At 56.5% G+C, this 21,288-nt stretch carries 18 protein-coding genes; 10 read left to right on the plus strand and 8 right to left on the minus strand.

The window, feature by feature from the left end:
• The first annotated feature begins 147 nt into the window (after positions 1-147).
• Complete coding sequence (gene pepN / locus IM303_RS00670) at positions 148-2,760, plus strand: aminopeptidase N (RefSeq protein ID WP_048960456.1); 2,613 nt, start codon at positions 148-150, stop codon at positions 2,758-2,760.
• Between the two features lie 100 nt (positions 2,761-2,860).
• Here the strand turns inward: pepN and ssuB are convergent, their stop codons facing one another.
• From ssuB to ssuE, 5 genes are read right to left on the minus strand one after another with little or no spacing between them, the layout of a single operon-like run.
• Positions 2,861-3,631 (minus strand): aliphatic sulfonates ABC transporter ATP-binding protein, encoded by a 771-nt coding sequence (gene ssuB / locus IM303_RS00675; RefSeq protein ID WP_048999383.1) that lies wholly within the window; start codon positions 3,629-3,631, stop codon positions 2,861-2,863.
• A complete protein-coding gene (gene ssuC / locus IM303_RS00680; RefSeq protein ID WP_047368223.1) occupies positions 3,628-4,419 on the minus strand; it encodes an aliphatic sulfonate ABC transporter permease SsuC in 792 nt (263 codons plus the stop codon). The genes ssuB and ssuC overlap by 4 nt, the downstream gene beginning before the upstream one ends.
• A 9-nt stretch (positions 4,420-4,428) precedes the next feature.
• Positions 4,429-5,574: an FMNH2-dependent alkanesulfonate monooxygenase gene (ssuD, locus tag IM303_RS00685; RefSeq protein ID WP_028012589.1), complete on the minus strand. Its 1,146-nt coding sequence runs from the start codon at positions 5,572-5,574 to the stop codon at positions 4,429-4,431.
• Positions 5,571-6,533, minus strand: coding sequence for a sulfonate ABC transporter substrate-binding protein (locus IM303_RS00690; protein WP_048999384.1), 963 nt, complete (start codon positions 6,531-6,533; stop codon positions 5,571-5,573). The genes ssuD and IM303_RS00690 overlap by 4 nt, the downstream gene beginning before the upstream one ends.
• A complete protein-coding gene (ssuE, locus tag IM303_RS00695) occupies positions 6,526-7,101 on the minus strand; it encodes an NADPH-dependent FMN reductase (protein ID WP_028012591.1) in 576 nt (191 codons plus the stop codon). Before ssuE ends, IM303_RS00690 begins: the two co-directional genes overlap by 8 nt.
• Positions 7,102-7,350: 249 nt before the next feature.
• On the opposite strand from ssuE, the gene pyrD reads away from it, so the two are divergent.
• Both pyrD and zapC read left to right on the plus strand, forming a co-directional pair.
• Positions 7,351-8,361: a quinone-dependent dihydroorotate dehydrogenase gene (gene pyrD / locus IM303_RS00700; protein ID WP_045261711.1), complete on the plus strand. Its 1,011-nt coding sequence runs from the start codon at positions 7,351-7,353 to the stop codon at positions 8,359-8,361.
• 165 nt (positions 8,362-8,526) lie between these two features.
• Complete coding sequence (gene zapC / locus IM303_RS00705) at positions 8,527-9,069, plus strand: cell division protein ZapC (protein WP_028012593.1); 543 nt, start codon at positions 8,527-8,529, stop codon at positions 9,067-9,069.
• On the opposite strand, the gene IM303_RS00710 is transcribed toward zapC, so the two are convergent.
• Entirely contained in the window at positions 9,066-10,175 is a 1,110-nt protein-coding gene (locus tag IM303_RS00710) for a YcbX family protein (RefSeq protein WP_048999385.1), read from the minus strand. The genes zapC and IM303_RS00710 overlap by 4 nt on opposite strands.
• Before the next feature lie 98 nt (positions 10,176-10,273).
• On the opposite strand from IM303_RS00710, the gene rlmKL reads away from it, so the two are divergent.
• From rlmKL to rmf, 6 genes are all read left to right on the plus strand, one after another.
• Positions 10,274-12,382 (plus strand): bifunctional 23S rRNA (guanine(2069)-N(7))-methyltransferase RlmK/23S rRNA (guanine(2445)-N(2))-methyltransferase RlmL, encoded by a 2,109-nt coding sequence (rlmKL, locus tag IM303_RS00715; protein WP_048999386.1) that lies wholly within the window; start codon positions 10,274-10,276, stop codon positions 12,380-12,382.
• Positions 12,383-12,394: 12 nt separating this feature from the next.
• Complete coding sequence (locus IM303_RS00720) at positions 12,395-14,302, plus strand: ABC transporter ATP-binding protein (RefSeq protein WP_028012596.1); 1,908 nt, start codon at positions 12,395-12,397, stop codon at positions 14,300-14,302.
• Between the two features lie 12 nt (positions 14,303-14,314).
• Complete coding sequence (pqiA, locus tag IM303_RS00725; RefSeq protein WP_028012597.1) at positions 14,315-15,568, plus strand: membrane integrity-associated transporter subunit PqiA; 1,254 nt, start codon at positions 14,315-14,317, stop codon at positions 15,566-15,568.
• Positions 15,569-15,572: 4 nt separating this feature from the next.
• Positions 15,573-17,213 carry an intermembrane transport protein PqiB gene (gene pqiB / locus IM303_RS00730; RefSeq protein ID WP_193359494.1) on the plus strand — a complete coding sequence of 547 codons (1,641 nt, stop codon included), beginning with the start codon at positions 15,573-15,575 and terminating at the stop codon, positions 17,211-17,213.
• Positions 17,210-17,776, plus strand: a complete 567-nt coding sequence (gene pqiC / locus IM303_RS00735) for a membrane integrity-associated transporter subunit PqiC (protein ID WP_028012599.1) — start codon at positions 17,210-17,212, stop codon at positions 17,774-17,776. The genes pqiB and pqiC overlap by 4 nt, the downstream gene beginning before the upstream one ends.
• Positions 17,777-18,032: 256 nt before the next feature.
• Positions 18,033-18,200 carry a ribosome modulation factor gene (rmf, locus tag IM303_RS00740; RefSeq protein WP_013097261.1) on the plus strand — a complete coding sequence of 56 codons (168 nt, stop codon included), beginning with the start codon at positions 18,033-18,035 and terminating at the stop codon, positions 18,198-18,200.
• 71 nt (positions 18,201-18,271) lie between these two features.
• Here rmf and fabA read toward each other — a convergent pair whose 3' ends face one another.
• On the minus strand, positions 18,272-18,790 hold the full coding sequence (gene fabA, locus IM303_RS00745) for a bifunctional 3-hydroxydecanoyl-ACP dehydratase/trans-2-decenoyl-ACP isomerase (RefSeq protein ID WP_000227926.1): 519 nt from the start codon (positions 18,788-18,790) through the stop codon (positions 18,272-18,274).
• A gap of 68 nt (positions 18,791-18,858) precedes the next feature.
• Complete coding sequence (locus tag IM303_RS00750) at positions 18,859-20,619, minus strand: Lon protease family protein (RefSeq protein WP_048999388.1); 1,761 nt, start codon at positions 20,617-20,619, stop codon at positions 18,859-18,861.
• Between the two features lie 185 nt (positions 20,620-20,804).
• Between IM303_RS00750 and matP the strand changes: the two genes are divergently transcribed.
• Positions 20,805-21,257, plus strand: a complete 453-nt coding sequence (gene matP, locus IM303_RS00755; protein WP_023332611.1) for a macrodomain Ter protein MatP — start codon at positions 20,805-20,807, stop codon at positions 21,255-21,257.
• The last annotated feature ends 31 nt before the right edge of the window (positions 21,258-21,288 follow it).

Here is a 21,288-nt window from a genome sequence, read left to right on the forward strand (position 1 = left end):
TATGGTCGAGAGCATTTCGTGCCCCGTGTTATACAAATGTAGCGAAAAAGGTGTTTAAGCCTGAAAAGATGAACATTCTGCATAGCGCGTTTTACGCAACAGGAATATATTGAAACGTTACTCGACAAACGATGCATAAGGTTTTCTATGACACAACAGCCACAAGCCAAATACCGCCACGACTACCGTGCGCCGGAATACCTGATTAGCGATATCGACCTGACTTTTGACCTGGATGCCACAAAAACCGTTGTGACGGCGGTAAGCCAGGTGACGCGCCACAGCGCGACTGCCGTACCGCTGCGTCTGGATGGCGAAGACCTGACGCTGGTCTCCCTGCACATTAACGATGAAGCCTGGTCAGATTATAAAGAAGAAGGCAACCAGCTGGTCATCGACAACCTGCCGGAACGCTTTACGCTGCGCATCGTGAATGAAATCAGCCCTGCCGCCAACACGGCGCTGGAAGGGCTCTACCAGTCAGGCGTGGCGCTCTGTACCCAGTGTGAAGCCGAAGGCTTCCGCCACATTACCTGGTACCTGGACCGCCCGGACGTGCTGGCGCGCTTTACCACCAAAATCATTGCCGATAAAACCCTCTATCCGTTCCTGCTCTCCAACGGTAACCGCGTGGGTGAGGGCGAGCTGGAAAATGGCCGTCACTGGGTGCAGTGGCAGGATCCGTTCCCGAAACCGTGCTACCTGTTTGCGCTGGTGGCGGGTGATTTCGACGTGCTGCGCGATACCTTCAAAACCCGCTCTGGCCGCGAAGTGGCGCTGGAGCTGTTCGTTGACCGCGGCAACCTTGACCGCGCGCCGTGGGCGATGACTTCACTCATTAACTCCATGAAGTGGGATGAAGAGCGTTTCGGCCTCGAATACGATCTCGACATCTATATGATCGTCGCCGTCGACTTCTTCAACATGGGCGCGATGGAGAATAAAGGCCTTAACATCTTTAACTCCAAGTACGTGCTGGCGCGTACCGATACCGCCACCGATAAAGACTACCTCGATATCGAACGCGTTATCGGCCACGAGTATTTCCATAACTGGACCGGTAACCGCGTCACCTGCCGCGACTGGTTCCAGCTGAGCCTGAAAGAGGGGCTGACCGTCTTCCGCGATCAGGAGTTCAGCTCCGATCTGGGCTCGCGAGCGGTCAACCGCATCAACAACGTGCGCACCATGCGCGGCCTGCAGTTTGCGGAAGATGCCAGCCCAATGGCGCACCCGATCCGTCCGGATAAAGTCATTGAGATGAATAACTTTTACACCCTGACGGTGTACGAGAAGGGCGCTGAAATTATCCGCATGATCCACACCCTGCTGGGTGAAGAGAATTTCCAGAAAGGGATGCAGCTTTACTTCGAACGTCACGACGGCAGCGCGGCTACCTGCGACGACTTCGTGCAGGCGATGGAAGACGCGTCCAACGTTGATCTTTCTCACTTCCGCCGCTGGTACAGCCAGGCCGGGACCCCGATTGTCACCGTTAAGGACGACTACAACCCGGAAACCGAGCAGTACACTCTGACCATCAGCCAGCGCACGCCGCCAACCGCCGAGCAGGAAGAAAAATATCCGCTGCACATTCCGTTCAGCATTGAGCTGTACGACAACGAAGGCAACGTCATCCCGCTGCAGAAGGGCGGCCACCCGGTGCACCACGTGCTGAACGTGACCCAGGCAGAGCAGACCTTTATCTTCGATAACGTCTACTTCCAGCCGGTGCCTGCGCTGCTGTGCGAGTTCTCCGCGCCGGTGAAGCTGGAGTACAAGTGGAGCGACCAGCAGCTGACGTTCCTGATGCGTCACGCCCGCAACGATTTCTCCCGCTGGGACGCGGCGCAGAGCCTGCTGGCAACCTACATCAAGCTTAACGTGAACCGTTACCAGCAGGGCCAGCCGCTGACGCTGCCGGTGCATGTGGCAGACGCGTTCCGCGCCATCCTGCTGGACGAGAAGATTGACCCGGCGCTGGCGGCTGAAATTCTGACGCTGCCGTCCGCGACTGAAATTGCGGAGCTGTTCGACATTATCGACCCGATTGCCATCGTGGCAGTGCGCGAAGCGCTGACCCGCACGCTGGCGACCGAACTGGCGGATGAATTCCTGGCGCTCTACAACGCTAACAAGCTTGACGCGTATCGCGTGGAGCATGCGGATATCGGCAAGCGTACCCTGCGCAATACCTGCCTGCGCTATCTTGCGTTTGGTGAGGCCGAACTGGCGAACGCGCTGGTGAGCAAGCAGTATCACGAAGCGGATAACATGACTGATGCGCTCGCGGCCCTGGCAGCAAGCGTTGCCGCTGAACTGCCGTGCCGCGATGCGCTGATGCAGGAGTATGACGACAAGTGGCACCAGGATGGCCTGGTGATGGACAAGTGGTTTATTCTGCAGGCGACCAGCCCGGCGGCCGATGCGCTTAGTAAGGTTCGCAGCCTGCTGAAGCACCGTTCGTTCACCATGAGCAACCCGAACCGCGTTCGCTCGCTGATTGGCGCATTTGCCAGCAGTAACCCGGCCGCGTTCCACGCCGAAGACGGCAGCGGATACCAGTTTATGGTGGAAATGCTGACCGAGCTGAACAGCCGTAACCCGCAGGTTGCATCACGTCTGATTGAGCCGCTTATCCGCCTGAAACGCTATGATGCGCAGCGCCAGGCGAAGATGCGCGCCGCGCTTGAGCAGCTGAAAGGGCTGGAAAATCTGTCTGGCGATCTGTACGAGAAGATAGCTAAGGCGCTGGCCTGATGTAAAAAAGCCCGGTGGCGCTACGCTAACCGGGCCTACGTGGGGGCGCGGGGCATTGGTTTTCTCCCTCTCCCTGTGGGAGAGGGCCGGGGTGAGGGCATCAGGCATTGGCCTTTATCCGCTGAATCTCCGCTTCCCCACGTTTCATCACCCGATCCAGCACTTCGGCTTCCAGCTCCGCCAGTCTCGCCGAGCCCACGCGACGAGGGCGCGGGATGTCCACCGTCAGATCCAAACCGATTTTCCCGTCTTCTATAAGCAATACCCGGTCCGCCATCGCCACGGCTTCGCTGACGTCATGCGTCACCAGCAGTACCGTAAAGCCGTGCGCCTGCCAGAGGGATTCAATAAGATCCTGCATTTCTATCCGCGTCAGGGCATCAAGAGCGCCGAGCGGCTCATCAAGCAGCAGCAGGCCGGGACGGTGAATCAACGCTCGCGCCAGCGCCACGCGCTGCTTCTGGCCGCCCGACAACGCCGCAGGCCATTCACCTGCACGGTTTTCCAGCCCGACGGCGGCCAGCGCCTGACGGGCCTCATCCCGCCAGTTGCCTTTGAGCCCCAGCCCGACGTTATCAATCACCGTTTTCCACGGCAGAAGGCGCGCATCCTGAAACATCATGCGCGTATCGTCCTGAATATTGGCCAGCGGCGTGGTTCCTGCCAGAATCTCTCCTCCGTTGGGGGCTTCCAGCCCGGCTAAAAGACGCAGGAGTGTGCTTTTTCCGCCGCCGCTGCGCCCGACTACAGCCACAAACTGGCCGGCGGGAATGTGCAGATCCAGCCCGTTAAGGATGGTGTTTTCGCCGTAGCGTTTGGTTACGCCGTTCAGCAGCAGCGGCGTGCCCTGATTTAGTCGTGCGGTATTCATGCTTTCGCCTCCTGAAGGGTATAGGCCGGGTTCCAGCGCAGCCAGCTGCGCTCCAGCCACTGTGCGCTGACGTCGGCGAGTTTGCCGAGCAGTGCATACAGAATGATGGCGACCACCACCACGTCCGTTTGCAGGAATTCGCGGGCGTTCATCGCCAGGTAGCCAATACCGGAGTTGGCTGAGATGGTTTCCGCCACTATCAGCGTCAGCCACATCAGGCCGAGCGCAAAGCGCACCCCGACCATAATGGAGGGCAGGGCGCCCGGCAGAATCACGTGAGCAAAGAGGGAAAAACCCGATAAGCCGTAGCTGCGCGCCATCTCCACCAGACCGCGATCGATATTGCGGATGCCGTGCCAGGTGTTGATGTATATCGGGAACAGCGTGCCCAGCGCCACGAGGAAGATTTTGGCGCTCTCATCGATCCCAAACCACAAAATGACCAGCGGGATCAGCGCCAGATGCGGCACGTTGCGCAGCATCTGGATGGAGGTATCCAGCAGCCTTTCCCCCCAGCGTGAAAGGCCGCTGATCAGACCCAGCACCAGACCGATGCTGCCGCCGATGGAAAACCCAATCACCGCGCGCCAGGAGCTGATCGCCAGATGTTGCCACAGCTCTCCGCTGACGCTCAGCGACCAGAACGCTTCGATAACGCCCTCCGGAGAGGGCAAAATGCGGCTCGACAGCCAGCCGGTAGACGATGCGAGCTGCCAGAGCGCCACAATGCCGACGGGTAAAAACCACGGCGCGGCGCGCAGCAGCCATTTTTGTGAGGTGGCAGACATGGTCACTCCTTAGCTCTGTGCGGCTTTACGGGGAATGAATTCGTTCGCCACGGCTTCGCCCTGAAGCTGGAGCCGCTGCGGCTGAGGAATTTCCGGAACGGCGACATCCAGATGCGGGAATAACAGCTCGCCCACCCTGTAGGCCTCTTCCAGGTGCGGATAGCCGGAGAGAATAAAGCTGTCGATGCCCAGGTCAGCGTATTCATTAATACGTGCAGCCACGGTTGGCCCGTCGCCGACCAGCGCCGTGCCCGCGCCGCCGCGTACCAGACCCACGCCCGCCCACAGGTTCGGGCTGATTTCCAGGTTCTCGCGCTTGCCGTTGTGCAGAGAGGCCATGCGGTGCTGCCCGACGGAGTCGGTTTTGGCAAACGCAGCCTGCGCCTTCGCAATGGTCTCATCGTCCAGATGGGAGATCAGACGGTCTGCCGCCTGCCAGGCTTCTTCATTGGTTTCGCGCACAATCACGTGCAGACGAATCCCGAAGCGCACCTTGCGGCCATGGGCGGCGGCTTTGGCGCGGACCTGGGCAATTTTCTCTTTCACCAGCTCGGGCGGCTCGCCCCAGGTCAGATAGAGATCGACCTGCTCGGCGGCCAGATCCTGGGCCACATCCGACGATCCGCCAAAATAGAGCGGAGGGCGCGGCTGCTGCACCGGCGGGAAGTAGAGCTTTGCGTCGCGAACGTGAATATGCTTACCTTCAAAGGTGACGGTTTCGCCTTCCAGCAGGCGTCGCCAGACGCGGGTAAATTCGGCGGAGGCTTCATAGCGCTCGGTATGGTCGAGGAACACGCCGTCACCCGCCAGCTCCTGCGGATCGCTGCCCGTCACCAGGTTAAACAGAGCGCGGCCGTTGGAGAGCCTGTCAAGCGTTGCTGCCTGACGCGCCGCCACGGTGGGTGAAACGACGCTCGGACGCAATGCAACCAGGAATTTAAGGCGCTGGGTGACCGGGATCATCGACGCGGCCACCAGCCAGGCATCCTCGCACGAGCGTCCGGTCGGGATCAGCACGCCGGTAAAACCGATTCGGTCCGCCGCCTGGGCAATCTGCTGAAGATAGCCATGGTCAACCGGGCGCGAGCCCTCTTCTGTACCAAGATAGTGTCCATCACCGTGGGTGGGTAAAAACCAGAAAAGATTCAGACTCATGATTTAGCTCCTTCTTTGCCAGCGGGCTGCCAGATGCGTTCGCGAATATCGACCTGTTTTGGTACCAGGCGGTTTTGATAGAAGAGGTCAGCAGTCTGTTGCTGAAGCGCGGCGACGTGCGCGTCGACAGGCGCAATGGTGGTGGGCGGACGGTGACTGAGGTAGCTCGCGATCACCGGCTCAGGTAAGCCCATAGTTTTTGCCAGCAGGGCGATGCTCGCCTGACGCTGGCTCTGGGTCAGGGCATCTGCCTGCGTAAAGGTATCCAGTACGCCCTGAATAAACGCGCCGTTTTTTTCGGCGTAAGGGCGTGAGGCGAGGTAGAACGAACCGGTTTGCTTCAGCGTGGTACCGTCTTTCAGCACCCGTACGCCACCCTGCAGTAATGCCGCGGAGTAGTAAGGATCCCAGATAGCCCAGGCATCAACGTTCTTCTGCTGGAACGCGGCGCGCGCGTCAGCGGGCGTCAGGTAAACGGGCTGAATGTCGGTGAACTTGAGCCCGGCTTCCTGTAAGGCGCGCAGCAGCAGGTTGTGCGAACTTGAACCTTTCTGGAAAGCGACCTTGCGCCCTTTAAGGTCGGAGACGCTTTTAATGTCACTGTTTTCAGGTACCAGGATGACTTCGGCTTTCGGCTTAGCGGGTTCTACACCGACGTATACCAGGTCTGCCCCGGCAGCCTGAGCGAAAATAGGCGGGATGTCGCCCGTACTGCCCAGATCGATACTGCCGACGTTCAGGGCTTCAAGCATCTGCGGCCCTGCCGGGAACTCCACCCATGAGAATTTGGTGTCCGGGAAGCGTTTTTCCAGCAGCTGGTGGCTTTTTGCCAGCACCATACTGACGCTGCCTTTTTGGTAGCCAATCCGTAAACTGTCCGGTGCGGTTTCTGCGGCATGTGCCAGCGCGGTAAACGCCATCAGGCCAGCCAGTCCGAGGCGGATTAAGGTTTTAAACATGTGCGACTCCCTGCGGCGGATTAAAAGAAGGAACCTGGATATCCCGGCGATGCAGCGCGTGCCAGAAAGTTTCCAGCGAGGCATCAAGGCGCGTTTGCAGATTCGGCGTGAAGTGCGGCTTATGCTGGTAGTCAATGACCTGCGAATCATCCGCGAAAACGCCGTGAAGGATCTCCTGCGCCTTCAGGGCGTTCAGCACCGGCTTCAGGGCGTAATCCACCGCCAGTAAATGGGCCACCGTGCCGCCCGTTGCCAGCGGCAGAACCACTTTGCCGTCCAGTGCGCGCTCGGGGAGAAGATCGAGCAGCGTTTTCAGCGCGCCCGAAAAAGAGGCTTTATAAATCGGGGTCGCAACGATGAGGCCGTCCGCTTCCTTGAGCTGCTCAGTGAGGGTTTTCAGCGCGGGGCTGTCGAAGCGGGCATACAGCAAATCTTCAGGTTCGAAGTTATGCAGATTCCAGTGGCACACTTCCACGTCCAGGGCATTGAGCTTGTCGCGGGCATATTCCAGCAGGGCGCTGGAACGCGAAGGGAATCGTGGACTTCCGGCCAGGGTAATGACGCGCATACTTCCTCCTTATAACTAATTGTTTGCTTTTGTCTAACATTCATAACAATTTTCAGGAGTGTGACACCGCGCGGTTATTCCACTAAATGATTTATCCGCAATTAAACTGCGAAAAACTGCATAAGAAAGAGAGTGGGAGGTAAACGATTGCGTTTTACGCCGATTTTTTTGCCGCAGGTCAATTCCCTTTCGTGACGGGATCGCCCATAATCCCCTCCCGGTTTGCACACCGGGAATCCAGGAGAGTTCATGTACTACCCCTTCGTTCGTAAAGCCCTTTTCCAGCTCGACCCCGAGCGCGCTCATGAATTTACATTCCAGCAATTACGTCGTATTACAGGAACGCCTCTGGCGGCCCTGGTGCGTCAAAACGTGCCGGAAAAGCCTGTGCAGTGCATGGGGCTGACCTTTAAAAATCCGCTGGGTCTGGCGGCCGGTCTGGACAAAAATGGCGAGTGCATTGATGCCCTGGGCGCGATGGGCTTTGGCTCCATCGAAATTGGTACCGTCACGCCGCGCCCGCAGCCGGGAAATGACAAGCCGCGCCTGTTCCGCCTGGTCGAAGCCGAAGGGTTGATCAACCGCATGGGCTTTAATAACCTCGGCGTTGATCATCTGGTAGAGAACGTGAAGAAAGCCCATTTTGATGGGGTGTTAGGCATCAATATTGGCAAGAATAAAGATACGCCGGTTGAGCAGGGTAAAGATGACTACCTGATTTGTATGGAAAAAGTCTACGCCTATGCCGGGTATATCGCGGTGAATATTTCCTCACCCAATACCCCGGGGCTGCGCTCCTTACAATATGGCGAAGCGCTGGACGATCTTCTGAGTGCCATTAAAAATAAACAAAATGAACTCCAGGCGATCCACCATAAATATGTTCCGGTCGCGGTGAAGATCGCGCCGGATCTTTCTGTCGAAGAATTGATCCAGGTTGCCGACAGTTTGGTTCGCCATAATATTGACGGGGTGATTGCAACGAATACCACGCTCGATCGTTCGCTCGTTCAGGGAATGAAAAACTGTGACGAAGCGGGTGGGTTAAGTGGCCGTCCGGTACAATTAAAAAGCACCGAAATTATTCGCGCGCTGTCTGCGGAATTAAAAGGCCGTTTACCGATTATTGGCGTCGGCGGTATCGACTCGGTGATTGCTGCGCGCGAGAAGATGGCGGCCGGTGCGTCACTGGTGCAAATCTATTCCGGCTTTATTTTTAAAGGCCCGCCTTTGATTAAAGAAATCGTTACGCATATCTAATCTTTTTTCTTAATCAGACAACCAGGGCTTTATTTCCAGCCCTGGTTGTTTTATATTCCGTCACTGTTGCTTATTTAGACATTATCGTCTTTTATTACTAGTGTTATAAACGAAGCGGCGAACAGGACATTTTTAGTACAGGACGTTTGGGGACGGGAGAGACACATGCGAATTAAACCTGACGATAACTGGCGCTGGTATTTTTGCGATGAGCATGACCGTATGATGCTCGATTTAGCCAATGGCATGTTGTTTCGTTCTCGTTTTGCCCGCCGAATGTTAACCCCGGACGCGTTTTCTCCATCGGGCTTTTGCGTTGACGATGCGGCGCTTTATTTCTCCTTTGAAGAAAAATGCCGCGACCTGATGCTCTCTAAAGAGCAGCGTGCCGAACTGGTATTAAATGCGCTGGTGGCTATCCGTTTCCTGAAACCGCAAATGCCGAAAAGCTGGCATTTCCTGCCTCACGGCATGGACTGGACGCCAGCAACGGGCGATGCGGCCAGCGTTAACCTGAGCGATACCGCCGAAGAGGTGAGTTTGTTAGTGGTTGAACCGGGCGAAAACGCCGCACTCTGTCTGCTGGCGCAGCCCGGCGTGACGATTGCCGGGCGCGTAATGCAGTTAGGTGATGCGATCAAAGTCATGAATGACAGGTTGAAACCACAGCTGCGCGTCGATGCCTTCAGCCTCGAACAAGCGGTTTAAGCTTCCAGTTGTACCGACGTTTTCGGTACGCAGCTACAGCACAGGATTGTGCCGTCATTTCTAATTGCAGATTTTTTCAGCGCACTCACTTCTCCCTCCAGCAGCTTGATGCGGCAGCATCCGCAAATTCCCGCGCGGCAGGAATACGGTACGCGAATACCGGCTTGCTCCAGCTGCTCCAGTAAAACCTGCTGATTGTTGCCACGAATAACCTTGCCCTGCCAGTGAATATCTACCGCAGTGGCGACATTCGTCTCAACCTCGACCATTTCTTCTTCCTGGCCTGAGCCGTACACTCGCGCCGGCCCGCGGGCGAGAATTTCAACCTCATCGCCTACGCGGATTGCGCCGCTGGATCGCGGGATCAGGTTCTGGCCGAAATCGACATCGCCGATGTCCTTCGCGGTACGGAACGATTGCAGCGTTTTCAGCGGCTCGCCGGATGGATGTTTTTGGCCTTTCTCAGGGCTTACCGTGGTGAAAATGCAGCGGCTGCAGGGTTTGACGACATCAAAGATGACGCTGCCAATGCGGATGACTTTCCAGGTGTCTTCATCCCAGGCGTCCGCTCCGGTCACGACCAGATTCGGGCGGAACTGTTCCATCTGTACGCTGGCTTTACAGCGATTCTGTAAATCACGCAGAGACGCTTCGTTGGTGAGCAGGAACGGGAAGCCATCCGCGAAGGAGAGGGGAACGGCGTCGTGGCGCTTTACGCGACGCGTCAGTTCCGGCCCAACCCACCGCAGCTGCACGTCGCGGGAGAAGAAGCCGCTCAGCCAGCGGTTAATTTCATCCGGCGCGATGCGCGCGGTAAAATGGTTGCCCCATACTTCCGTTGGCGCGTCGACAGCCGCAAAATCCGCAAAGCGAATCACCGCGCTCGAACCGTCCGGCGCGGTAAGGTGCAAACCGTCGTGAAGCGGGGAAGGGGTAAAACGAACCATCTGAGGGAACTGGCGTGCGGTGATAAACGTACCGTCAGGCTCGGTGACCATAAAAATACGATCGAAGGCGAACCCGCTCATGTCTGCCAGCGCGTGAGTGACGCCGATGCCGCGCATGGATTTCACCGGATGAATAAAAAGCCTGGATAACGTCGCCACTGCACACTCCCTCGAATGAAAATAAGCCTTCAACTTTATGACATACACGCCATATTAGCTATAATGCGCGACAATTTTCTAAGAGTAAAAGTGACGATATGAATTATCTGTTTGCCAGTACGGCCCGTGGGCTGGAAGAGCTGTTAAAAACTGAACTGGAAAGCCTGGGCGCGCAAGAGTGCCAGGTGGTTCAGGGTGGTGTCCATTTTGAGGGCGACACGCGGCTTATTTACCAGAGCCTGATGTGGAGCCGTCTGGCGTCGCGCATTATGCTGCCGATGAAAGAATGCAAGGTCTATAGCGACCTGGATCTCTACACCGGCGTACAGATGATCGACTGGACAGAGATCTTCACGCCTAACGCCACCTTCGCGGTGCATTTCAACGGCGTGAACGACGAGATCCGCAACAGCCAGTACGGCGCCCTGCGCGTAAAAGACGCCATTGTGGACTGCTTCACGCGTAAAAATAAGGAACGTCCGAACGTCGATCGCGAAAACCCGGACCTGCGTATCAACGTCTGGCTGAACGGCGACACGGCGAGCATCTCCCTCGATCTGAGCGGCGCGGGTCTGCACCTGCGTGGCTACCGCGATCGCACCGGTATGGCACCGATCAAAGAAACCCTGGCCGCCGCCATCGTGATGCGCTCCGGCTGGCAGCCGGGCACGCCGCTGCTCGACCCAATGTGTGGCTCCGGTACGCTGCTGATTGAGGCTGCAATGCTGGCAACCGACCGTGCGCCGGGGCTGCACCGCGGCCACTGGGGCTTCAAAGGCTGGGCGCAGCACGACGAAGCGCTCTGGAAAGAGGTTAAAGACGACGCGCAGACCCGCGCGCGTAAGGGGCTGGCGGAGTATACCTCTCACTTCTACGGTTCGGATAGCGACCCGCGCGTAATAGAACGCGCGCGCAGCAACGCCCGTCGCGCCGGTATCGGCGAGCTGGTCACCTTCGAGGTGAAAGACGTAGCGAACCTGACCAACCCGCTGCCGAAGGGCCCGTACGGGACCGTAATCAGCAACCCGCCATACGGTGAGCGTCTCGACAGCGAGCCTGCGCTGATTGCCCTGCACAGCCTGCTGGGCCGCAATATGAAGGACTACTTCGGCGGCTGGAACCTGTCTCTGTTCAGCGCCTCGCCGGAGCTGCTGAGCTGCCTGCAGCTGCGTGCCGATCGCCAGTTTAAAGCGAAAAACGGCCCGCTGGACTGCGTGCAGAAAAACTACCATCTGGCAGAGAAATCGGCGGACAGCAAGCCAACCGGCGTGGCAGAGGATTACGCCAACCGCCTGCGCAAAAACCTGAAGAAATTTGAAAAATGGGCGAAGCAGGAAGGGATCGAGTGCTATCGCCTGTACGATGCCGACCTGCCGGAGTACAACGTAGCGGTTGACCGCTATGCGGACTGGGTGGTGATTCAGGAATATGCTCCGCCGAAAACCATCGATGCGCAAAAAGCGCGCCAGCGCATGCTGGACGTCATTGCGGCCACCATTGCCGTGCTGGGGATTGCGCCGAACAAGCTGGTGCTGAAAACCCGCGAGCGTCAGAAGGGTAAAAACCAGTACCAGAAGATGGGCGAAAAGGGCGACTTTATCGAAGTGGGCGAATACAACGCTCGCCTGTGGGTGAACCTGACCGACTATCTTGATACCGGCCTGTTCCTCGACCACCGCATCGCCCGCCGTATGCTCGGCCAGATGAGCAAGGGCAAAGATTTCCTCAACCTGTTCTCCTACACCGGGAGCGCCAGCGTGCATGCCGGTCTCGGCGGTGCGCGCAGCACTACCACGGTGGATATGTCCCGCACCTATCTGGAGTGGGCCGAGCGTAACCTGCGTCTGAACGGCTTAACCGGACGTCAGCATCGCCTGATGCAGGCCGACGTGCTGGGCTGGCTGCGCGATACCGACGAGCAGTTCGACCTGATCTTTATCGATCCGCCGACCTTCTCTAACTCCAAGCGCATGGAGGATAGCTTTGACGTTCAACGCGATCACCTGCGCCTGATGACCGACCTGAAGCGCCTGCTGCGCAAAGGCGGCACCATTATGTTCTCGAACAACAAACGCGGCTTCCGTATGGATCATGACGGCCTCGCAGCCCTGGGACTGAAAGCACAAGAAATCAGTCAAAAAACGCTGTCTCAGGACTTCGCCCGTAACCGTCAAATTCATAACTGCTGGTTGATTACCGCGGTCTGAAAGGAAAAATAAATGTCATTAATTAGTATGCACGGCGCGTGGCTCTCTTTCAGCGACTCACCGCTTCTCGATAATGCGGAACTGCATATCGAAGATAACGAGCGCGTCTGTCTGGTGGGCCGTAACGGCGCGGGTAAATCCACGCTGATGAAAATCCTCAACCGCGAGCAGGGGCTGGATGACGGGCGCATCGTATACGAGCAGGATCTGATCGTCTCCCGCCTCCAGCAGGATCCGCCGCGTCATGTGACCGGCAGCGTGTACGATTTCGTGGCGGAAGGCATCTCCGAGCAGGCGGAGTACCTGAAGCGCTATCACGAGATTTCGCATCTGGTGATGACCGACCCGAGCGACAAGAATCTCAACGAACTGGCGAAAGTGCAGGAGATGCTCGATCACCACGGTTTGTGGCAGCTGGAAAACCGCATTAACGAGGTGCTGGCGCAGCTCGGGTTGGAACCCGACATGGAGCTGTCGGCGCTCTCCGGCGGCTGGCTGCGTAAAGCGGCGCTGGGGCGCGCGCTGGTCAGCGGCCCTAAGGTACTGCTGCTGGACGAACCAACCAACCACCTGGATATCGAAGCGATTGACTGGCTGGAAGGTTTCCTGAAAACCTTCAGCGGCACCATCATCTTCATCTCGCACGACCGTTCGTTTATTCGCAATATGGCGACGCGCATTGTCGACCTCGACCGCGGCAAGCTGGTCACCTATCCCGGCGATTACGACACCTATCTGCTGGAGAAAGAAGAAAACCTGCGCGTGGAAGAGCTGCAGAACGCCGAGTTCGACCGCAAGCTGGCGCAGGAGGAGGTCTGGATCCGCCAGGGCATCAAAGCCCGTCGTACCCGTAACGAAGGCCGCGTGCGTGCCCTGAAGGCGATGCGTCGCGAGCGCAGCGAGCGCCGCGAAGTCATGGGCAGCGCCAAAATGCAGGTGGAAGAGGCATCCCGCTCCGGCAAGATTGTCTTCGAAATGGAAAACGTTAACTACCAGGTTGACGGCAAGGTGCTGGTGAAAGATTTCTCCGCGCAGGTTCAGCGCGGGGACAAAATTGCGCTCATCGGCCCGAACGGCTGCGGCAAAACCACGCTGCTGAAGCTGATGCTGGGCCAGCTGCAGGCCGACAGCGGCCGCATTCACTGTGGCACCAAGCTGGAAGTGGCCTACTTCGACCAGCACCGCGCGGAGCTGGATCCGGACCGCACGGTGATGGACAACCTCGCCGAAGGTAAACAGGAAGTGATGGTAAACGGCAAGCCGCGTCACGTTCTGGGCTACCTGCAGGACTTCCTGTTCCACCCGAAACGCGCCATGACACCGGTACGCGCGCTGTCCGGCGGGGAACGTAACCGTCTTCTGCTGGCTCGTCTGTTCCTGAAGCCAAGCAATCTGTTGATCCTCGATGAACCGACGAACGATTTGGATGTCGAAACGCTGGAATTACTCGAAGAGCTGATCGATGGGTATCAGGGAACCGTGATGCTGGTTAGCCACGATCGTCAGTTCGTGGATAACACCGTGACCGAGTGCTGGATCTTCGAAGGTGAAGGGCGAATTGGCCAGTACGTGGGCGGTTATCACGACGCAAAAGGGCAGCAGTCGCAGTCTCTGGCGCAGAAACAGTCGAAGTCCAGAACGAGTTCTGAACCTGCTGTAACAAAAGCAGAAACTGTCAAGAAAACCTCGGCTAAACTAAGCTATAACCTGCAGCGCGAGCTGGAGGGGCTACCTCAGCGTCTTGAAGAGCTGGAGGCCGCGCTTGAGGAGCTGCAAGCGCAGGTTGCTGATGCCTCATTCTTTACCCAATCGCATGACTATACTCAGAAAGTACTGGCTGAAATGTCCGCGGCTGAAAAAGCCCTGGAAGAAGCATTTGAGCGCTGGGAGTACCTTGAGTCTCTGAAAAACGGCGCATAACAGGGATTAAATATGTGTGACCAGCACCATGCCGACAGGCATATATTATGCTCGCAATGCGATATGCTCGTGGCGTTGCCAGAGCTTGGTCACGGACATAAAGCCCAGTGTCCACGCTGTGGCGCGACGTTGACAACCGAGTGGGACGCGCCGCGGCAGCGTCCCACCGCTTACGCGCTGGCAGCACTGTTCATGCTGCTGCTCTCCAATCTCTTCCCCTTCGTCTATATGAAGGTAGGCGGGATGACAAGCCAGGTGGATCTGCTTGAAATCCCGGGCGTGATGTTCTCGGAAGATTACGCCAGCCTCGGCACCTTTTTTCTGCTATTCGTCCAGATAGTCCCGGCGTTTTGCCTGGTCGTCATCCTGCTGCTGGTTAACCGCGTCAGGATGCCGTCATCGCTGAAAATCCGGCTCGCGCGCATCCTTTTTCAGCTCAAAAGCTGGGGGATGGCCGAGATCTTTCTCGCAGGGATACTGGTCAGTTTCGTGAAGCTGATGGCGTACGGCGACGTGGGGATAGGCAGCAGCTTTATTCCCTGGTGTCTGTACTGTGTCCTGCAGCTGCGTGCTTTCCAGTGCGTGGACAGGCGCTGGGCCTGGGACGATATCGCCCCGGCACCGACGCTCGCGCAGACGGTGAAGGTCGGCGTGCCGGGTATCCGCCAGGGGCTCCGTTCTTGTCCGTGCTGTACCGCCGTGCTGCCCGCCGATCTTGAGGTTTGTCCGCGCTGCGAAACGAAGGGCCATGTTCGCCGTAAAAATAGCCTGCAGTGGACGATGGCGCTGCTGGTCACGTCCGTCATGCTGTATCTGCCCGCTAATATTCTGCCGATTATGATCACCGATTTGCTCGGCGATAAAATGCCCTCGACGATCCTCGCCGGGGTCATACTGCTGTGGAGCGAAGGATCCTATCCTGTCGCCGGCGTGATTTTCATCGCCAGTATCATGGTGCCCACTTTAAAAATGATCGCCATTGCCTGGCTCTGTTGGGATGCAAAAGGCCACGGAAAACGCGACAGCGAACGCATGCATCTGATTTACGAAGTGGTCGAATTTGTCGGTCGTTGGTCAATGATCGACGTGTTTGTGATTGCCGTTCTCTCTGCGCTGGTGCGGATGGGCGGTTTGATGAGTATTTATCCCGCGATGGGGGCTTTAATGTTTGCACTGGTGGTGATTATGACCATGTTTGCGGCCATGACCTTCGACCCTCGTTTATCGTGGGATCGTGAGCCTGAATCAAGCCATGAGGAAGAGTAAGAGCATGGAAAATAAGAGTGGAGAGGCGAAAGTGCAGAAGGTCAAAAACTGGTCGCCGGTGTGGATTTTCCCCATCGTGACCGCGCTGATCGGTGCATGGATCCTGTTTTATCACTACAGCCATCAGGGACCGGAAGTGACGCTGATTACCACCAATGCAGAAGGAATTGAGGGCGGTAAAACGACCATCAAAAGCCGCAGCGTGGATGTGGGCGTGGTGGAAAGCGCAACCCTGACCGACGATTTAACCCATGTGGAGATTAAGGCGCGTCTTAATGCCGGCATGGAAAAACTCCTGCACGGCGATTCTGTTTTCTGGGTGGTTAAACCGCAGGTGGGACGTGAAGGGATCAGCGGCTTAGGTACGCTGCTCTCAGGTGCCTACATCGAACTGCAGCCGGGTGCAAAAGGCAGCCAGCCGGCGCAGTACCAGCTTCTGGATTCACCGCCGCTCGCACCGCCTGATGCAAAAGGTATCCGCGTGATCCTCGACAGTAAAAAAGCGGGACAGCTCACGGCAGGCGACCCGGTACTTTTCCGCGGCTATCGCGTGGGTTCGGTGGAGAAAAGCACCTTCGATCCTCAGAAAAGAGCCATCAGCTATCAGCTGTTCATCAATGCGCCTAACGATCGTCTGGTTACCAGCAACGTCCGCTTCTGGAAAGACAGCGGCATCGCGGTGGATCTGACCTCGGCGGGCATGCGTGTAGAAATGGGCTCGCTGACAACACTGTTTGGCGGCGGCGTGAGTTTTGACGTACCCGAAGGTCTGGACCTGGGACAGCCGGTTGCGGAGAACACCGCTTTCCGCCTGTTCGACGATCAAAAAAGCATTCAGGATGCACTCTATACCGATCACATCGACTACCTGATGTTCTTTAAGGACTCTGTTCGCGGCCTGCAGCCTGGGGCGCCCGTTGAGTTCCGCGGTATTCGTCTGGGGACGGTGGGACAAGTGCCTTACTTTGTTCCAGGCCTTAAGCAGATGCTTGATGATGATTATCGTATTCCGGTGCTGATCCGCATTGAGCCTGAGCGCCTGATCAACCAGATTGGTGAGAATCAGGATATCGGCGAGCACATCACCGACCTGATGAATCGCGGTCTGCGCGGCTCGCTGAAAACCGGTAACCTGGTGACCGGCGCACTGTATGTCGATATGGACTTCTATCCAAAAGCGCCGCCGATTACCGGTGTGCGTGAATTTGGTGGTTACAAGATCATCCCAACGGTAAGCAGCGGTCTGGCCCAGATCCAGCAGCGTCTCATGGAAACGCTGGATAAAATTAACAATCTGCCGCTGAACCCAATGATTGAGGCGGCGACAGGTTCGTTACATCAAAGCCAGGCGACAATGCAGCGCCTGCAGACCACGCTGGATAACATCAACAAGATTACTGCAAACCAGAGTATGCAGCAGCTGCCGCAGGATATGCAGAAAACGCTGCGCGAGCTGAACCGCAGTATGCAGGGCTTCCAGCCTGGCTCGGCGGCGTACAACAAGATGGTGGCAGATATGCAGCGTCTCGATCAGGTCTTGCGTGAACTGCAGCCGGTTCTGAAAACGCTCAACGAGAAGAGCAACGCGCTGGTGTTCGAAGCGAAAGATAAAAAGGATCCTGAGCCGAAGAGGGCGAAACAATGAAAAAATGGCTAGCGATTGCAGGAGCGATGGTACTCACGGCCTGTAGCTCCGGGAGCGAAACGAAAAGCTACTACCAGCTGCCTCTGGTGACGCAGGCGGTTACGCAAAGTTCCGCCTCGCAGGGCAACCGTCTGCTGTGGGTTGAGCAGGTCGCCGTGCCGGATTACCTGGCTGGCAACGGGGTGGTCTATCAGACCAGCGATGTACAGTACGTTATCGCCAACAACAACCTGTGGGCCAGCCCGCTGGACCAGCAGTTACGCAATACGCTGGTGGCGAATCTGGGCAGCCAGCTTCCGGGCTGGGTTGTTGCCTCCCAGCCTTTGGGAAGCGATCAGGACACGCTGAACGTCACGGTAACGGGCTTCCACGGCCGTTATGACGGTGCGGTTGTCATCAGCGGCGAGTGGCTGTTGAATCATCAGGGACAGCTGATTAAGCGTCCTTTCCATCTGGAGCTGAAGCAGCAGAAGGATGGCTATGATGAAATGGTGAAAGTGCTGGCTCAGGGTTGGGCGCAGGAGTCAGCCAGTATCGCCAGGGAAATTTCCCGGCTGCCATAAGTAAAATTCATCGTCAAAAACCGCAATCGGCCTGGTGCTGATTGCGGTTTTTTTTTCGTTTTTGCGTCAGGTTGTTACTTGTGCCGGGTCACAATTTTTGTACAAATGATCTTCCAGCTAGCTCACAAATATGACACCCGTATGAATTTTGAACATTGACGCTGGGACTAATTCGGGGTATTCGTTATCTGTGCCTGCGCATCTGGCGCGGACACTGTTTTCTTTCCACCAGACAAAAGAATGAGGGAAACGAGGCATGAAGAGACAGAAACGAGATCGCCTGGAACGGGCTCATCAACGTGGTTATCAGGCCGGCATCGCTGGACGTTCGAAAGAAATGTGTCCTTATCAGACGATAAATCAAAGGTCACAATGGCTTGGAGGCTGGCGAGAAGCCATCGGCGACAGGGCACTTATAGCCTGATAACGTCTCTTTAAAAAAAGAAACCTCCGCACTGCGGAGGTTTCGCCTTTCCGGGGTCGCTTAAAGCGATATCAGAACGCGGAAGTGTCCTGGAACAGACCCACTTTCAGGTCGTTCGCGGTATAGATCAGACGACCATCTACCAGCACTTCGCCATCCGCCAGGCCCATAATCAGGCGACGGTTAACGATGCGCTTGAAGTGAATACGATAGGTGACTTTCTTCGCCGTAGGCAGAACCTGACCAGTGAATTTCACTTCGCCCACGCCCAGCGCGCGGCCTTTACCTTCACCACCCAGCCAGCCCAGATAGAAGCCAACCAGCTGCCACATGGCATCCAGGCCCAGGCAGCCAGGCATTACCGGATCGCCAATAAAGTGGCAACCGAAGAACCACAGGTCCGGGTTGATATCGAGTTCTGCTTCTACGTAACCCTTATCGAAGTTGCCGCCGGTTTCGGTCATTTTCACGACACGGTCCATCATCAGCATGTTCGGGGCCGGTAACTGTGGGCCTTTCGCGCCAAACAGTTCTCCGCGACCAGAGGCAAGAAGATCTTCTTTTGTATAGGATTCGCGTTTATCTACCATGTTCTCAGTAAGCCTTATTTTAGTGAAGGACGCAGGATAGCTAACACGTGTACGCTGAACAAGTCCGATCAGTTCGAACTGAACCAGCCCAGCCAGCGTAACGGCCATGGATAACGATGGCGAGCATCCTGCTGCGTCGCCTGAGCAATGCGCTCCTGGATAGTCTGCATCAAAGTTGTCTGACCTTCGCCATCCCAAACCAGGTTTGTCAGTAAGGGTAGTGCATCCTCAATCCCTTCGATGGCCCAGATGGCGAATTGTTCCTGTTCAACCGCGTCCAGAATATCCTGGCACAGGCTGAGATGGCGTACGTTAGGCGCCGGAATAATCACACCCTGTTTGCCGTTTAAACCGCGCTGCTGACAGACAGAGAAGAAGCCTTCAATTTTTTCGTTCAGACCGCCAACGGGCTGAGCACGACCAAATTGATCGACCGAACCGGTAATAGCAATGTTCTGGTTGATCGGCACGTCTGCCAGGGCGCTGATTAAGGCGCACAGCTCCGCCATTGAGGCACTATCGCCATCCACTTCGCTGTAGGACTGCTCAAACGTCAGCGAGGCGGAGAAGGGGATTTGCTGCTCAAGCTGCAGCTCAGACATCAAAAATGCCTGCATGATCATCATGCCTTTGGCGTGAATGTTGCCGCCCAGTTCGGCCTTGCGTTCAATATCGGTAAACTCGCCGTCGCCAATATGCACAACGCAGCTGATTCGCGAGGGTTCACCGAACGCGCGCGGATGGCCAGGAAACTCGATCACCGAGAGGGCGTTGATCTGCCCAACGCGTTCGCCTTCTGTCTCGACCAGAATTTGTTCCAGCAGAATTTCATCCTGCATGCGGTCAGCAAGATAGCCTTCGCGCCACTCTCGCTGCGCCAGCATCTGCGTGAACTGTTCACCAGTAAACGCACCGTTACCACTGATCGTACCGACTTCACGCAGCTGCTTGCCGATCCAGAGCGGGCAGAGCGGCAAGGTTTCCTGGTCACCGGTATAGCGAACAGCTTCGCGGATTAAACCCGGCCACGCATCGGCGGCAGGCGCTGGCAATGCAAAACGTTCCGCTACGGCCATCACCCACTGACACCACTGCGCCATGTCGTCCGCATCGGCAATCTGAATGTTGTCTTCGTATTCGCTGTAAACTGCCTGTTCGGCCAGTTCCGGCTCCATCTCCTGGAAGTCCGCCAGCGATTCGCGGTCACCCATCAGCACGACGGTCAGCGACAGCGGCATTGACGGCACGGAGACAGGAAGAGGACGAGACTCGTCGTAACCGACCCAGTCAAAGCGCTGTTGGGTCACAACGGTTTTCAGACGCATCCACAGCAGCGGCTGCGAGAGCAAAGTGCGCAGAGAGATAATGAGCACGCCGCCGTTTGCACGATGGACCAGCCCCGGCTGCAGGGAAAGCTCGCCGTTAAACTGGCGCAGACAGCCAAACAGCTGTTCAGCCTCGACCCAATTAGCGGTAATTACCTCGCCGTTAGCAGCAAAACGACCGTCGGCCTGGTCCGCCGGTCCGAAGGTAATATTATGCCCCGCGATACGATACTGGCCGCCAAATACCGCAGTGGTGTCTGGCCGCAGCTGGCGCGTGGCATCCCCAAGCAGCGACAGATATTCCGCTTCTTCCGGGGCTTTCAGCAGCATGAAGGGCGATGTCGCCCACGGGCTTAACGTCTGCTCCAGCGCATAATGTAAGCGTGGTTGCGTATCGCTAAGGATGAATTCGTGTTCTTTTGCGAGATCGGGCTGTGCAAACAGTTCCTGATAGCTCTCGGCATCCGGAACAAGGTCACGCCATGCTAGTTTCGTAATGGTCAAAGTTGATGTTTTTTAGTCAGATGTAAAAGCGTGGAGTATACCGTAAGCGGGGGTCTCTACCCAAGCAGGATTGGTGTTTCAGCAGGCGGATTGGCTGCAGTCACTCACAGGATATGATTTCTTTTCAGCAGATTGCTAAAAAACTGATATTCTGAACAGAGTTACGTGGTAACACTGAGATCGCAATGAAATATCAACAACTGGAAAATCTCGAAAGCGGCTGGAAATGGAAGTACCTGGTCAAAAAGCACCGTGAAGGGGAGCTGATCACCTGCTACATCGAAGCCAGCGCTGCGCAAGAAGCCGTGGATATTTTGCTGACCCTCGAAAATGAACCGGTACAGGTCAATGGCTGGATTGAGAAGCACATTAATCCTGCGTTGTTAAACCGGATGAAGCAAACTATCCGCGCGCGACGTAAACGGCATTTTAATGCTGAACATCAGCATACCCGGAAAAAATCCATCGATCTGGAGTTCGTGGTCTGGCAGCGTCTGGCCGGGCTGGCACAACGGCGTGGTAAGACCCTGTCGGAAACCATCGTGCAGCTGATTGAGGATGCCGAACATAAAGAGAAATACGCCAACCAGATGTCGTCGCTGAAAAACGACCTTCAGGCGTTGTTGGGCAAAAAATAGCTTTTAGTTTTCTTCAGACAATAAAAAACCC

This window comes from Enterobacter cloacae complex sp. P38RS, from assembly GCF_014930775.1.
GTDB lineage: Bacteria > Pseudomonadota > Gammaproteobacteria > Enterobacterales > Enterobacteriaceae > Enterobacter > Enterobacter bugandensis.